General features: G+C 60.1%; 12 protein-coding genes, 2 tRNA genes and 1 riboswitch. Of the genes, 8 read left to right on the forward strand and 6 right to left on the reverse strand.

The window, feature by feature from the left end:
• Positions 1-146 precede the first annotated feature (146 nt).
• The 4 genes from V5B44_RS22905 (at position 147) to thiC (ending at position 3,220) form a co-directional block, all read left to right on the forward strand.
• Positions 147-683 (forward strand): toluene tolerance protein, encoded by a 537-nt coding sequence (locus tag V5B44_RS22905; protein WP_434735518.1) that lies wholly within the window; start codon positions 147-149, stop codon positions 681-683.
• 26 nt (positions 684-709) lie between these two features.
• Positions 710-785 (forward strand) — tRNA-Ala (locus tag V5B44_RS22910).
• A gap of 24 nt (positions 786-809) precedes the next feature.
• Positions 810-885 (forward strand) — tRNA-Glu (locus tag V5B44_RS22915).
• Between the two features lie 216 nt (positions 886-1,101).
• Positions 1,102-1,201: riboswitch (TPP riboswitch) on the forward strand.
• Between the two features lie 102 nt (positions 1,202-1,303).
• A complete protein-coding gene (thiC, locus tag V5B44_RS22920; RefSeq protein ID WP_332361358.1) occupies positions 1,304-3,220 on the forward strand; it encodes a phosphomethylpyrimidine synthase ThiC in 1,917 nt (638 codons plus the stop codon).
• 287 nt (positions 3,221-3,507) lie between these two features.
• Here thiC and V5B44_RS22925 read toward each other — a convergent pair whose 3' ends face one another.
• Positions 3,508-3,849 (reverse strand): DUF1840 domain-containing protein, encoded by a 342-nt coding sequence (locus V5B44_RS22925; protein ID WP_332361359.1) that lies wholly within the window; start codon positions 3,847-3,849, stop codon positions 3,508-3,510.
• 91 nt (positions 3,850-3,940) lie between these two features.
• Here V5B44_RS22925 and V5B44_RS22930 point away from each other — a divergent pair, with 91 nt between their 5' ends.
• Together V5B44_RS22930 and V5B44_RS22935 are read left to right on the forward strand one after the other, a co-directional pair.
• Positions 3,941-4,666 carry a 16S rRNA pseudouridine(516) synthase gene (locus V5B44_RS22930; RefSeq protein ID WP_332361360.1) on the forward strand — a complete coding sequence of 242 codons (726 nt, stop codon included), beginning with the start codon at positions 3,941-3,943 and terminating at the stop codon, positions 4,664-4,666.
• 244 nt (positions 4,667-4,910) lie between these two features.
• Positions 4,911-5,822: a hydrogen peroxide-inducible genes activator gene (locus tag V5B44_RS22935; protein ID WP_332361361.1), complete on the forward strand. Its 912-nt coding sequence runs from the start codon at positions 4,911-4,913 to the stop codon at positions 5,820-5,822.
• A 90-nt stretch (positions 5,823-5,912) separates the two neighbouring features.
• Here V5B44_RS22935 and V5B44_RS22940 read toward each other — a convergent pair whose 3' ends face one another.
• The 4 genes from V5B44_RS22940 to V5B44_RS22955 form a co-directional block, all read right to left on the reverse strand.
• Positions 5,913-8,504, reverse strand: coding sequence for a DNA topoisomerase III (locus V5B44_RS22940; protein ID WP_332361362.1), 2,592 nt, complete (start codon positions 8,502-8,504; stop codon positions 5,913-5,915).
• Positions 8,505-8,811: 307 nt separating this feature from the next.
• Positions 8,812-9,261 carry a DUF494 family protein gene (locus V5B44_RS22945; RefSeq protein WP_332361363.1) on the reverse strand — a complete coding sequence of 150 codons (450 nt, stop codon included), beginning with the start codon at positions 9,259-9,261 and terminating at the stop codon, positions 8,812-8,814.
• 11 nt (positions 9,262-9,272) lie between these two features.
• Positions 9,273-10,361, reverse strand: a complete 1,089-nt coding sequence (gene dprA, locus V5B44_RS22950; protein ID WP_332361364.1) for a DNA-processing protein DprA — start codon at positions 10,359-10,361, stop codon at positions 9,273-9,275.
• A gap of 2 nt (positions 10,362-10,363) precedes the next feature.
• Positions 10,364-11,380 carry a LysM peptidoglycan-binding domain-containing protein gene (locus tag V5B44_RS22955; protein ID WP_332361365.1) on the reverse strand — a complete coding sequence of 339 codons (1,017 nt, stop codon included), beginning with the start codon at positions 11,378-11,380 and terminating at the stop codon, positions 10,364-10,366.
• A gap of 196 nt (positions 11,381-11,576) precedes the next feature.
• On the opposite strand from V5B44_RS22955, the gene def reads away from it, so the two are divergent.
• Positions 11,577-12,080 carry a peptide deformylase gene (gene def / locus V5B44_RS22960; protein WP_332361366.1) on the forward strand — a complete coding sequence of 168 codons (504 nt, stop codon included), beginning with the start codon at positions 11,577-11,579 and terminating at the stop codon, positions 12,078-12,080.
• Entirely contained in the window at positions 12,077-13,003 is a 927-nt protein-coding gene (fmt, locus tag V5B44_RS22965; protein WP_332361367.1) for a methionyl-tRNA formyltransferase, read from the forward strand. The genes def and fmt overlap by 4 nt, the downstream gene beginning before the upstream one ends.
• Here the strand turns inward: fmt and V5B44_RS22970 are convergent.
• The gene (locus V5B44_RS22970; protein WP_332361368.1) at positions 12,910-14,019 is read right to left on the reverse strand and encodes a S1/P1 nuclease; all 1,110 of its coding nucleotides are present in this window, start codon (positions 14,017-14,019) and stop codon (positions 12,910-12,912) included. The two genes, fmt and V5B44_RS22970, sit on opposite strands and share 94 nt — an antisense overlap.
• Positions 14,020-14,339 lie beyond the last annotated feature (320 nt).

Raw genomic sequence — 14,339 nt, forward strand, 5'->3', positions numbered from 1 at the left:
GCAGTCGATCGTGCATGCGTCTTCCAGGAGAATGCAAACTGAGGGCTTTTGGCAGAGTTGGCACCTTGAAGAGACTGGTGCACGATGACTATCTGGCCATGCGCGCCGGAGCGACGGTCCTTGAAGCCGATGGATTTGGCGATAAGGTGCTGCGCCTGGCCGATGGAACGATGCTGAAGCTCTTTCGACGAAAGCGCATGTTTTCATCGGCGGCATGGTATCCGTACGCACAACGTTTTGCTGACAACGCTGTCGCTCTGGACAAACGCGGGATTCCCGTGCCGAAGGTCATCGAGGTCTTGCGAATTCCCTCAATAGCGCGCGACGCCGTGCACTATCATCCGCTAGTTGGCAAGACGCTGCGCGAGATTCGGCGGGAGGGTTTGGACCCTGATTCGGAAGATCGTTTGCGGGAAGCCTTCACGCGTTTCGTCATCTGCTTGCATGAGTGCGGGGTGTATTTCCGTTCGCTGCACCTGGGAAACGTGGTCTACACGCCTGAACATCGATTTGGTCTGATCGATATCTCCGATGCACGGATTCGACTGAGACGCCTGAGCAAGCGCCAGCGCGCGCGAAACCTCCGTCGTCTTCAGGGCATTGCTGGCGAGAGCGATTGGGTCGACTTCGGAACGGTGGTCAATGCGAAGGGGGTTCCACCAGCTTTACAGGAGCGCTCATGAACCCTATAATCGGCGCTCCTTTCGAGGGGGGTATAGCTCAGCTGGGAGAGCGCTTGCATGGCATGCAAGAGGTCCGCGGTTCGATCCCGCGTACCTCCACCAGCACGTCGAGGGAGATTTTTCCGGGTCCCCATCGTCTAGAGGCCCAGGACACTACCCTTTCACGGTAGGTACCGGGGTTCGAATCCCCGTGGGGACGCCAGCCAGCCTTGGCTGCAGCCGGTATCACCTTGTCGATCAGCCTTGCGCCTGCACGCAAGCAGCAGTCGGCCCCAGTTTTCCAAAGCAGCGAGCGATTCTTCCAGTCTTTGCCGCAGGCCGGAAGCGGTCACATGGAAATCTCCTTGCAGCACGCAGCTGCGCATGCACGGTGAACATCAAGATTCTTGCCAAAGAGCGGCAATTCCAGTAAGTTGTGGCGTCACGTTGGGGGTGCCACGTCGATCCTGGTGTGGCTGAGAGAGTCCCTTCGAACCTGTACGGGTCATGCCGTCGTAGGGAAGCGGAGCCGGTCGCCTTGCGCGGTCTTGTGCCTCATCCGTCTCCGTCGCGTCGCCAATCCCCTTGCATGCTGCCTCTTGTTGCAGCGCTTCTGCCATAGCCCTTTGCAAGGAAACACCATGAACGCTAACGAAAAATTCATCGCTGCCGATGCTCATGTGGACGAAGCCGCGATCCAGCCGCTGCCCAATTCGCGTAAGGTCTATATGGCAGGCAGTCGGCCCGACATCCGCGTACCGATGCGGGAGATCAGTCAGGCGGACACCGACACCGCTTTTGGCGGCGAGAAGAACCCGCCAATTTATGTCTACGACTGTTCCGGACCGTATTCCGACCCGCAGGCAACAATCGACATTCGCAATGGGCTGCCAGCGCTGCGCGCACGGTGGGTCGCCGAGCGATCCGACAGCGAGCCGCTACCAGCTCTCAGCTCGGATTTCGGGCGTAGTCGCGCCGCCGACGTGACGCTGGACGAAATGCGCTTTCCAGGTCTGCAGCGCCGTCCTCTGCGTGCCAGGCCGGGTGCCAACGTGAGCCAGATGCACTATGCGCGGCGCGGCATCGTTACGCCGGAAATGGAATATGTGGCTATCCGGGAAAACAATAACCGCCGCCGCTACATGGAGCAGCTGAAGGCTTCTGGTGCGCAAGGCGAGCGTCTCGCCGAGATACTCGGACGCCAGCATCGCGGCAACAGCCACGGCGCCAGTATTCCCGATGAAATCAGCTCCGAGTTCGTGCGTTCGGAAGTCGCGCGAGGTCGCGCGATCATTCCCTGCAACATCAACCATCCGGAAAGCGAGCCGATGATCATCGGGCGCAACTTCCTGACCAAGGTCAACGCCAACATCGGCAACTCAGCGTTGGGCTCGAGCATTCAGGAAGAGGTTGAAAAGATGACCTGGGCAATTCGCTGGGGCGGCGACACGGTGATGGACCTGTCGACCGGGAAGAACATCCATGAGACGCGCGAATGGATCATTCGTAACAGTCCGGTGCCGATAGGGACCGTACCGATCTACCAGGCCCTGGAGAAGGTCGATGGCAAGGCGGAGGATCTGACCTGGGAGATCTTTCGCGATACCCTGATCGAGCAGGCCGAGCAAGGGGTTGATTACTTCACGATTCACGCCGGCGTGCTCCTGCGTTATGTGCCACTGACTGCCGGACGCCTGACCGGAATCGTGTCCCGCGGCGGTTCGATCATGGCGAAGTGGTGCCTCGCCCACCATAGAGAGAGTTTCCTCTACACGCACTTCGAGGAGATCTGCGAAATCATGCTGGCCTATGATGTCGCCTTCAGCCTGGGTGACGGCCTGCGTCCAGGGTCGATCTACGATGCCAACGACGAAGCCCAGCTTGCTGAACTGAAGACCCTCGGAGAACTGACTGATATCGCCTGGAAGCACGACGTGCAGGTGATGATCGAGGGCCCCGGGCATGTGCCAATGCACATGATCAAGGAGAACATGGACCTGCAGCTGGCATACTGCAAGGAAGCGCCGTTTTACACCCTTGGTCCGCTGACTACCGACATCGCGCCGGGTTATGACCATATCACCAGTGGTATCGGTGCGGCGATGATCGGCTGGTTGGGTACGGCGATGTTGTGCTACGTCACACCCAAGGAACATCTCGGTTTGCCCGACAAGAACGATGTGAAGACCGGAATCATCACCTACAAGCTTGCCGCGCATGCCGCAGACTTGGCCAAAGGTCATCCGGGCGCACAGATTCGTGACAACGCCCTGTCAAAGGCGCGTTTCGAGTTTCGCTGGGAGGATCAGTTCAACCTCGGTCTCGACCCCGACAAGGCTCGCGAGTTTCACGATGAAACGCTGCCCAAGGAGTCCTCCAAGGTGGCGCATTTCTGCTCGATGTGTGGTCCGCACTTCTGTTCGATGAAGATCACCCAGGAGGTGAGGGAGTTCGCTCTTGCGCAGGGCGTGACTGAGGTTGAAGCGCTGGCGGTGGGAATGGAAGGCAAGGCTATCGAGTTCGTCAAGGCAGGCGCAGAGGTTTATCGGAAGGTTTGAAGCGGCGCCATGCGTGTCGCCGCCCAACCGGGAAGCCTCCCGGAACATTAAGGGCGGCTGCTCTATAGGTGGCGATCGTGTCGGCTGCTTGTTTCCTGCTTGGTGGATCAAGCTGGGCCAAGCACTGTTTGGGTGAAAGGCAGGGTTGGCAGAATTCCGGTCCGGGGCAGGCTCGCAACCATGGCTGACGCAGAGCGCAGGGTGCTTGTCGTGTGAGACACAAAGCCAAACCACCGCAGGGGGTCGCGGTCGGTCCGGGTTGTGCCGTCCCGGTTCCACCACAACAGTCAGAAGTCCTTCGCAGCCTCCCAAAGGATAAATCCGTCTTCCTTGCTCGTCCACACGAGGAGTTCGATCAAAGGGTACGCACGCTGACGAAGCCCAACCCTTGCAGCCTGGTCCCGGTCATCGCTGTCGGGAGCATCGTTTGGCCGCTCGTCCGTGGCCGGAGAGACGCCCTTGTCATCCGCAACTGCGAGGCGTAGTCGTTCGATGGCCCCTGGTAGTTGCTCCGTGGTGATGACTCCGCGGGCGTTACACTCCTTGCCTAGGATAGCGAGCAATTGGCGCGCGGTTTGGGCGAACATCATGATCTGGCCGGAGGTGCTGGAAGTGAATTTCACCAACATGAGTGGCGGTCTCCGCGAAGTTGGGGGGCAGGGTTCCTATTGTTGCAGTTGTCGCGTTGGGCAACAATAGCCGAAGAGGTATCGTATGCGAATGGACCTTGAGCAATTGCTTAAATCGCAGGGCTTTGGTAGCCGCGCTGAGTGCCGCGCGCTGGTTGGCCAGGGTCGGGTCAGGGTGGACGGAGAGGTCTGCGATGATGCGGATGCTGAGTTTGAGGCCGAGCGTTTGAGTTTTTCCGTCGACAATGTTCTGTGGACCTATCGCAAGCTTGTCTATCTGGCGCTGAACAAGCCTGCGGGCCATGAGTGTTCACGTCGGCCGGTGTGCCATCCAAGCGTTTATTCGCTGTTACCTCGGCCGCTGGTAGTGCGAGGTGTCCAGGCTGTTGGCCGGCTTGACCAGGATACGACAGGCCTGCTTCTGATGACGGACGATGGTCCTTTCATTCACAGTTATACCTCACCGCGAAAGCTGGTGCCGAAGATTTACGATGTGATCACCCGGCATCCAGTAGACGATGCGCAATGCGCCGCGCTGCTAGGCGGAGTGGAGTTGCATGGCGAACCGAAGCGGGTGGTAGCCAGCGCCTGCACGCTATTGGACGAGCGAAAGTTGCGCTTGACCGTGACGCAGGGCAAGTATCATCTGGTCAAGCGAATGATCGCGGCAGCCGGCAATCGTGTGGTGGGATTGCATCGGATTGCCATTGGTGGCTTTTCTTTGCCGGTCACATTGCCTTTGGGTCAATGGATGTGGCTGGAATCGCCGGATCTTGAACTCCTGGCGGAACGTCGGGGAGGCCGAGTCGATGGCTAACGATGATTGGGCTGAACGATGTTGAGGGCGGGTGCTCTTTCGGGAGGATGGCGATGGCTATGGGGTTGATTCGAGGATCTGGTACAACGAGGTACGCCGTTTCGTCTGTCTGGTATCTGTGGGCGGTCACGAGGTGTTGTGACGGTGGTGTCGATGGTGCTGGTGTTGGGCGGCTAACCAGAGTTGCGGAGTGGGCTATCCATACCCACAAGGCAATCGCCGTCTGAGCCGAGGGATCTTCGTGATGACTTTGACTGAACTGCGTTATATCGTGTCCCTTGCTCGCGAGAGACACTTTGGACACGCTGCCGAGAAATGCCACGTCAGCCAACCGACCCTTTCGGTGGCGCTGAAGAAGGTTGAGGAGCGATACGGCGTTATCCTTTTCGAACGGTCATCAGCCGATGTCCGCCTGACAACGATTGGCGACCAGGTCGCGGCGCAGGCTGAGCGCGTACTCGAGGAAGCAGGAAAGCTCAGGGAGATCGTCGCACAAGGTAAGGATCCGCTGCAGGGGCCATTGCGCCTCGGCGTCATCTATACGATAGCGCCCTACCTGTTGCCAAGGCTAATTCCGGCGCTGCACGCGCGAGCTCCGCGGATGCCACTCTTCCTGCACGAGAACTTCACCGTAAACCTGGCTGCGCAGCTGCGTCGGGCCGAGCTGGATGTGATCGTTGTGGCCTTACCGTTTTCGGAGTCTGGTATCGTATCGCGACTGGTCTACCGGGAGCCGTTCTGTGTCGTGATGCCGCGGGGACATCAACTGGCGCAGCAATCGTTGATCGACCCCGGGCAGGTAGCGTCGGAGAACCTGTTGCTGCTGGGTATTGGCAACTGCTTTCGAGATCAGGTGGTGCAAGCATGCCCAAAGCTGGCGGCGCCAGGAGGTACGGAAGGCGCGGTGGAAGGAAGTTCGCTGGAAACAGTGCGCTATATGGTAGCGAGTGGCGCTGGCATATCCGTCGTCCCGGCATCGGCCGCTGCGTCGTGGCCACAGGAAGACTCGCTGCTGTCATTTCGCCATTTCAGTGAGCCTGTGCCCCTACGCGAGGTGGTGATCGCCTGGCGAGCCACTTTCCCCAGACCACAGGCCGTTGATATCTTGCGAGCTGCCATCCTGGATGCGCCCCCACCTGGCGTGATCGCTGTTTGACAGGTGATACTTGCGGCGAGGCGGTTGTGGCGGCAGGGTGGCAGTGATAGCCACCGTTGTTCCACGTGAAACAGGCTTCCCTTTGTGGGGTCAGGACCCAGCCTTCCGCCGACGTGCCGGCACGTTGGGTCCTGCTGGCACTTCCTTTGGGCTGGTCTTCCCGGCCGTAGCCGAGCTTGTCTTCCTGGTCGTTCTGGGTTCGCGTTTCTCGAACTCGAAGCCGACCTTACCATCCGCACCGCGTACCAGATAGGCGGAAAACTTGCGACGAGTGCGGGCGGAGACAAAATGGCCGAGCAAGTCGGTACGTCCGGTCCTGAGCAGCTTCCGCATCTGTTCGGGTTCGACTGTCTGCTGCAGGATGACAGTACCCGAGCGGAAGTCACAACTCTTGGCCGAGCCTACGGACTTCTCGCAAACATAGGCCATTCCGTGCTCGAAGACCTGAGCGCCGCACTTTGGGCAAGCCCCTAGCGCCTCGCTTCCAGAGAAATCAACCTCTTCGCTGACGCGGTCGTCGCCATCTCTGGACTGTCCGAAGTCGAACTCCGGGGCGTTCTCGGCGTTGAGCTGGATCAGGGCGCTGAAGGGGCGGCCCATCTTGTTGCGGAAGCCGGTCAGCGGACCAACCCGTCGCGTCGCCAGGAGCTCTTCGATCTCTTTGGCTTCGAACTGTCGACCGGCAACGATTTTCCAGAGAGCGAAGTCGCAGGCCTGGCACTGGAATTTCTTGTAGGTTTCCCTGATCAAACCACCGCACCGTGGACAGGGCGTCGTTAGCTCACCGAAGTCGCCCGGGATGCTGTCGCTATCGTAGCTCTTGGCGCGGTCGACAATGTGTTGTGTCATCGCCGCGATTTCCTTCATGAACTCGCTTCGCGACATCTCTCCCCGTTCCATGCGGGCAAGCTTCCACTCCCATTCGCCGGTGAGCTCTGGGGCAGTCAGCTCCGGGATGCCCAGTCCGTTGAGAAGAGTCATCAGCGAGAAGGCTTTGGCGGTCGGCACAAGCTCGCGGCCTTCACGCAGCAGATACTGTTCGGCAAGGAGGTTCTCGATGATCTGGGCACGCGTAGCGGGAGTGCCCAGACCGCGCCCGGCCATCGCTGCCCGTAGTTCCTCGTCGTCCATTGCCTTGCCGGCACCCTCCATAGCCGTCAATAGGCTGGCTTCCGAATAGCGGGCCGGCGGCTTGGTCTGGTGCGCACAGAGGACCACTTCTTCGGCGTTCACCCGTTCGTTCGGGTCCACAGCGACCAGATTACCCTCTTCCCCTTGCTGCCCTTCGCGGCCATAGACCGCCAGCCAACCCGGCTGGACCAGTACCTTGCCTTCGGTCTTGAACGGCTCACTCTCGACGCGGGTGATTCGGGTCGTGATCAGGTATTCCGCTGCCGGATAGAAAACCGCCAGAAAGCGCTTGACGACCATGTCGTAGAGCTTGAACTCGGGCTCAGACAGGTGTTTTGGTGCCTGCAGCGTCGGGATGATTGCGAAGTGATCGGAGATCTTGGCATTGTTGAAGATGCGTTTGTTTGGAACTACCCAGTTGCGAGCAAGTATCTGCTGTGCAAAAGGTGCGTAGCGAGCCAGGGTGGCCTCATCGTGGCCTTTGCCGATACCCTCCCCGGTGAACATCGCGAGCGTACTGTTGACGGTCTGGCGATAGTCTTCCGGTAGCGCACGGGCGTCGGTACGAGGATAGGTCAGTACCTTGTGTTTCTCGTAAAGCGCCTGTGCCAAACCGAGCGTTGCCTTGGCGGAAAAACCGAAGCGGCCATTGGCCTCGCGTTGCAGGCTGGTCAAATCGTAGAGCAGAGGCGAAAGCTGGGTTGAAGCCTTTGACTCCTCGCTGACTTCACCGTCCTTGCCGACGCATTTTTGCTGCAGCATGATTGCTCGGGCTTCATCCCAGAGCCGGTCGGCGCGCGCATGTTCGTCGTCATCCCTTCCCTTGAAGTTCTCATCGAACCATTTGCCCCGGTATTCCCCCGCAACACAGGTGAAGCGGCCCTCGAGGTCCCAATAGTCGCGAGGCTTGAACTTGCGTATCCGGTCCTCGCGGTCGACAATCAGCGCCAGCGTGGGCGTCTGGACGCGGCCGACGGTCGTCAGGTGGAAGCCGCCAGTCTTCGAGTTGAAAGCGGTCATCGCCCGCGTGCCATTGATGCCGACCAGCCAGTCCGATTCCGATCGGCAGACAGCGGCATTGGCGAGGCCGAGCATCTCGGTACCGCTGCGCAGTCGGGAAAAGCCGTCGCGAATGGATAACGGGGTCATCGATTGAAGCCACAAGCGCTCGACGGGTTTACCACTCGCCGCGTGCTGGTTGATGTAGTTGAAGATCAGCTCGCCTTCGCGGCCAGCATCGCAGGCGTTTATAAGACCGACGACGTCCTTCCTCCGGATCAGCCGAACCAGAAGCTTGAGGCGTGATTCAGTCTTCGCAATCGGCTGTAGCGCGAAGTGAGGTGGAATCACTGGAAGATGAGCGAAAGACCACTTGCCACGCTTGACTTCATATTCCTCTGGGCAGGCCAGTTCCAGGAGATGACCAATTGCGGAGGAAAGAACGTAGTCTTCACTCTCGTAATAGTCGTCTTGTCGAACGAATCCGCCGATGGCACGAGCAAGGTCGGCGGCAACGGACGGCTTCTCGGTGATGATCAGTTTCTTGCTCATGGGGGGCATTCATCAACCGGGGAGAGTGGCAAAGGAAAGGTAAGAGGATGATCAATGGCCGGCATCCCGCAGGCCATGATAAGAGCACTCTACCGTACTTGGCAAGCAAGGGCGTCGCTGGCGGTAATCAAGAGCTTGTTGTCAAACGCGCTGGTGTCACCAATACCGGCCAATCAGTGGCGGCTCAGCAGCACCCGGCAATTCGCCGGGATAGCCTGGTCGCGGAGGCGCTTCCGCCGCGGCTGCCAGTGACCCGCTCGTTCGCACGCGCATGGTGGACGCATACGGACGGGTGCCTGAACGGTGGTCAGTGCAACATTCGAGAGTCGCCGGCGTCGAGCAGTTCCTCGACAACCAGTGGTTCAAGGTCTTGTTCGTGACTCCAGAGAACCATCAAGACGATAATCTTGAACTTGGCAAGTGGCACGGGGTCATCGTCGAGAATCATCGCGCGTTCAATGACCAGTTCCCGCAAGGCGGGCGTGATCAGGTTGGCTGCTTCAAGAAAGGCGAGGAACCCCAGGCCGTCGAGACCAAGCTTTTGCTGTTCCGGCGCTAGGTAGACCCGTAGCGCACGATGGCTGGCTGGCAAATCAACGACTGCGGTGGCCTTCAGGCCATCCAGCCAACGCAGGGCAACGCTGATGGCCTCGTCCTTGAAGCCAACGGCGCTCAATTTGCGCTTGAGCGTCTTGGTTTTCGGTCGGGCGTTGAAATCGTGATAGTTCGCGAACAGGTAAACAAGGATGTCGATCATCGTACAGGTTCTCAGGCTTGGGAAATCCGTTGATAGCGGCCGCCCGGGAGACTGGCGACCTGGCCATCCAGCTCCAGATGAAGGAGCATCACCGAAACGATGCCAGCCGTCAAGCCGTTGAGGTGGGCGAGCTCGTCCACGCTGCAGGGATCGAAACCCATGCTGTGCAGCAGGCCCGGGATATCCTGAGCCGATTCGGACTGCAAAGGAAACTCGGCCGGAGCGCTCTTCCAGTGCAGCTCGTCAAGCACATCCTGAACCGTTTCAACCAGTTTTGCACCCTGCTTGATCAGCTTGTGGCAGCCCCGTGATTGCGGCGAGTGGATCGAGCCGGGGATGGCAAAGACTTCCCGCCCTTGCTCGGAGGCCAAGCGGGCGGTAATCAGCGAGCCGCTGTCTACGGTTGCCTCGACGACCAACGCACCGAGTGATAAGCCCGCAATCAGGCGGTTGCGGCGGGGGAAGTTGGCGGCGACAGGCGGTGTGCCAAGGGGAAACTCCGATATGATCGAGCCTCTGGCAGCTATCTCGATTGCTAGCTGCCTGTTCGTGGCGGGGTAGATGCGGTCAATCCCCGTTCCGATGAACGCCACGGTGTTGCCTGAGGCTGTCAGGGCACCGCGGTGCGCTGCAGCGTCTATGCCCAAGGCCAGCCCACTGGTGACTGTGAGGCCGGCTTGGGCGAGGGCTGCAGAGAAGCGCTGGGCGTTTTGGCTACCCTGGGGCGTGGGGTTGCGGCTACCGATCATCGCCAAAGCTGCCGAGTTGAGGAGATCGAGCCGCCCGCGGACGTAGAGTAGCGTCGGTGGGTCGGGAATCTGAAGCAGCGTTTGGGGATAGTCGGGGTCGGCCAGACAGACCAGGTGCTGGCCGGGTGCGTCCGACCAGACAAGCGCTTGCTCAACGGCGGGGTGATTGTCGGTGTCGAGCAGGAGTCTCGCGGCCTTGTCGCCGACAATCGAGGTCAGCGCCTCTCGGCCAGCAGAGAAAATCGTTTCCGGCAGCCCGAAGGCGGTTAGAAGCTTGCGCTGCGTTTCACCGCCAATACCCGGAATCAGCGTCAGTCGTAGCCAGTCAGCCAGCGACTCGGCCACACCCATCGCTAGGGAGTGCGGGCGAAGTCGTTGACGTCGACGGTACCGTCCGACTGCACTATGAGGCCGTAGGAGATACGTTCGAACGGTCGGAACACGAAAAGCAGGCCGATTCGCTCGGGGGGGATCGGCACGACCACCTTCTGATCCTGCTCGTCACGCTCAATCACCGTGCGATTGCGCTCCAGGACGAGCACGTGGCCGATCTCGATGCCGTCTTGGGTACCGCGATTGATCGAGACAATCGACCCACGCCCTGCCGCGTCGACACCGCCATATACCGAAATCACGCGACCATCAACCAGAAAATCTGGCCTGTGCGGGACATAGGCGACCAGCGGGGGTCGAATGGCCGGCACGAGACGATCGCCACGGCCGATCTCCTGCTTCATGGTCACGACTTCGAAGGTTGCCGGGTTGCCGGCCTCTATTTGCCTGGCGGTACCCAGATAGAAGGCCTCATAGCCGAGAATCTCGCCACTTTCGGGGTCCAGCAACGGTTTGCCATTGCGGTAGACCTGCCAATCGAGTTTGGCAGGATCGGCATTGGCTACATAGGCAAGATCACCGTTGCCAATATAGACCCGATCATTGGGCGTGGCGATGATGCGTGCTGCGCTGTCAAGACTGTGCGCTTCGACGATCAGAGGGTCGGAGAGGAATGGCCTGATGACGTTTGGCGGAATCGCAGGAATTCCCTGCGCCATTGTTTCGACATGGATCTGCGGGACCATCCGGGTCCTCTCAAGCCGCAGTCGTGGCTTGCCAAGCGCATCGCGGTCGAGGAGAATGACGTCTCCAGGGAAGATGCGGTGTGGATTCCTGATGTCCTCGCGATTCATGCGCCAGATGTCTGGCCAGAGCCAGGGGTCCTTTAGAAACTTACCCGAGATTCCCCAGAGCGTGTCTCCCGGCACAACGACGTGCCGCTGGGGGGCGCCGTCGACGAGCCGAAGTTCCTGCCCGGCAGCGCTGGAGAGCGAGCTGACCATGGCCAGAATGAACGCGGATATAATGCGGATCATCGTTTTATCCTCGTACGAATAGTCGCAGACGCGGGGGCGGGGCGGTCAGGGAACTCCCGCTGCAGGCGTTTGTCCCTTTTCGTTGGTTACGCAAGTCTGTTATCCAGTTTGTCCAACCCGCCGTGCAAACGACGTCGGCATTCTCAAGACACTGCGTTAGATTTTGCACGTAGTTACTTCTTCGATCAAGCTTTTTATGTCTCTATTACCGATACTTCGCTTTCCCGATCCGCGCCTGAAGAAAATTGCCGCACGCGTCGAAGAGGTTGACGGAAGCATTTGTCGCCTGGCGCGTGACATGGCCGAGACAATGTACGAGGCGCCTGGGATTGGTCTTGCGGCAACACAGGTCGACGTGCACAAACGGGTCATAGTGATTGACGCTTCGGAAACCAGGGATCAGCTCCTGACTCTGATTAACCCGGAAGTCATCGAGAAGGATGGCCTGCAGGTCTGTGAGGAGGGATGCCTGTCAGTGCCCGGGATTTACGACAAGGTTGAGCGTGCCGAACATGTTGTCGTCCGTTATCTGGATCTGGAAGGACGAGAGCAGACCGTTGAGGCGACTGGTTTGCTGGCGGTATGCCTGCAGCACGAGATCGACCATCTGGACGGGCGAGTTTTTGTCGAGCACCTCTCGCAATTGAAGCAGCTGCGGATCAAGAACAAGCTGGCCAAGCAAGCGCGAATTACCGCATGAGACTGGTATTCGCAGGCACACCCGCGTTCGCTGCGATTGCCCTGCGGGCGCTTGTCGCTGCGGGCCATGAGGTGGTGCTGGTACTGACACAGCCTGATCGGGCCTCGGGGCGGGGGATGGCGGTCCATGCCTCGCCGGTCAAGCAACTGGCATCAGCCGCAGAGATCGAGGTTTTTCAACCGCCAACGCTGAAGGATGCCGCGGCACAGGACCGGATTCGTGCTGCGGGTGCCGAGGTGGTCGTTGTCGCAGCCTACGGTCTGATTCTGCCACAGCCAGTGCTTGACATGCCGCGCTTTGGCTGCATCAACATTCATGCGTCTCTGCTTCCTCGCTGGCGCGGTGCGGCACCCGTTCAGCGGGCGATTCTGGCTGGCGACACGGAAACCGGCGTGTGCATCATGCAGATGGATGCCGGGCTCGATAGCGGACCGGTGTTGCTTTCGGCTCGGCAGCCGATCACGCTGGACGATACCGCTTCTACCCTGCATGACAGGCTGGCTGAGCAGGGCGCCCGCCTCATCGTAGAGGTGCTGGCGCGGCTGCCAATGGCGGCGTGCCCGCAGGCGATATCCGGGATCAGCTACGCCGCCAAGGTCAGCAAGTCGGAGGCGCCGTTGGATTGGCGTCTGCCAGCAGTACAATTGGAACGGCAGGTGCGTGCTTTCAACCCCTATCCCGGTGCGACGTTCTCTCTTGACGACAATTTGCTCAAGGTCTGGCGCGCTGAACTCGTCGCCGGCCGCGGGCTACCCGGCGAGATTCTTGCGGCTGACCAGAGCGGATTGGTCGTGGCCTGTGGCCAAGGGGCGCTGCGGCTGACGGAGATTCAGCGATCTGGCGGCAAGCGACTCTCCGCGGCCCAGTTCCTGTTCGGAACGCAGGTTATAGAGGGTTCCCACTGTCGCCTGTCGCCATCGTGAACGCAGCCAGGATCAGGGGGATAGAGGGATGATTCTGTTTCACGTGGAACATTGCGAGGCGCAGGCGGGTCGTTCGTACCTGTGCCCCGAGGCTTCTTCGCGCCGCGCAGGAGGTGTTGCAGCAGCCCGGCCAAGCGATAGCCGGCGGCCGTAACACGACGGTTCGCGATCTCCAGCGCGCGCTCATGGAATGCGGCGCTGATCGTTGGTACGGAGTCTTCCCCCGGCGGATAGGCGTGTTCGCGGGCAATCTGCCAGCTTTCGTCGAGCCATAGCGTTGGGGTTCCCGCTGATGCCGGAGGCGGGTGCCGTTCCGTCAGCCATTTGACCGCGCTTTCAAGCCGGCTAGTGCGCAGCCAGGGCGGACCCGGCAAATCGTCCCAATAGCGGTGCAGGTTCATCGACGGGTGGCGCGTGCTGTATGGATTGATGATGGCCAGCGCATTGCCCCCGTTGTCGCTCCGCCCGTCCCTTCCATAGCGACTGGCAGCGTGCAGCGGCTGGTGGGCATCCGCCACGAGGTGAATCAACCAGGGGAGGGCATAGGCCTGCTCACTGGGCGTTGCTTTGCGACTCGATAACGTCTGCGCCAGTACTTCCAGTTGTCGATCGATCTTGCCTGGCGAGGATTGCAAGGTGCCGGCAGGATTCGGCGGACGGTCGACGTAGTGCCAATCGAGTCGCCGTTCCATATCCGGGAAGCCAGGAAGGGTTGGCGTTGGTTCCTCGATGCCGGCGGTATAGAAGCGCTGATCCTTCCGTATGTCGTCCGGCCAGGTCGACGCTTCGAGAAAGGCCGTCAGGCCTTGGTCGACGCCCTTGCCGCGTGTCTGCCAGCGATCGAAGTCCGGGTGCTGGCGCAGGAGTGCGGTCACTGCCGCCCTGGTGTCGGCGTCCAGTTGCTCCCAGGCAATCATGGCGCTGATCCGGTGCCCGGCAGCATTCCAGGCGAATGCCGGCGATGTGATGAGAAGCAGCAGGGTCAGCCGGAAAAATTGCTGAAGAAGTCTCAACATCGCTTGTCGATCAGCGGTCAAGGTCGATATCGTTCACTGATGCCCCTCCCCAGGGCGTCCGACAGAGCCTGCGACAAGCCAGGCAATCCCCTTCAGCGGAACCGTTGCCAAAGCGGCTGTGACCGAAAGCGATGCGCAGGGCTTGAGCGAGGAGGAATCCATGTGCACATTATCATCCCATAGGGACGGTCTCGCCATCACCGGGCGTCGTGCTAAACTCGCCCATCCCTTCTATACCAGCGGATCGTGGCCTTGTCGCCTACCCCCTCCTTCCCCTCGCCGCGTGCGCTACGCGTGCGTAGACCGGCACACACCGGCAA

This window comes from Candidatus Accumulibacter necessarius (assembly GCF_036625085.1).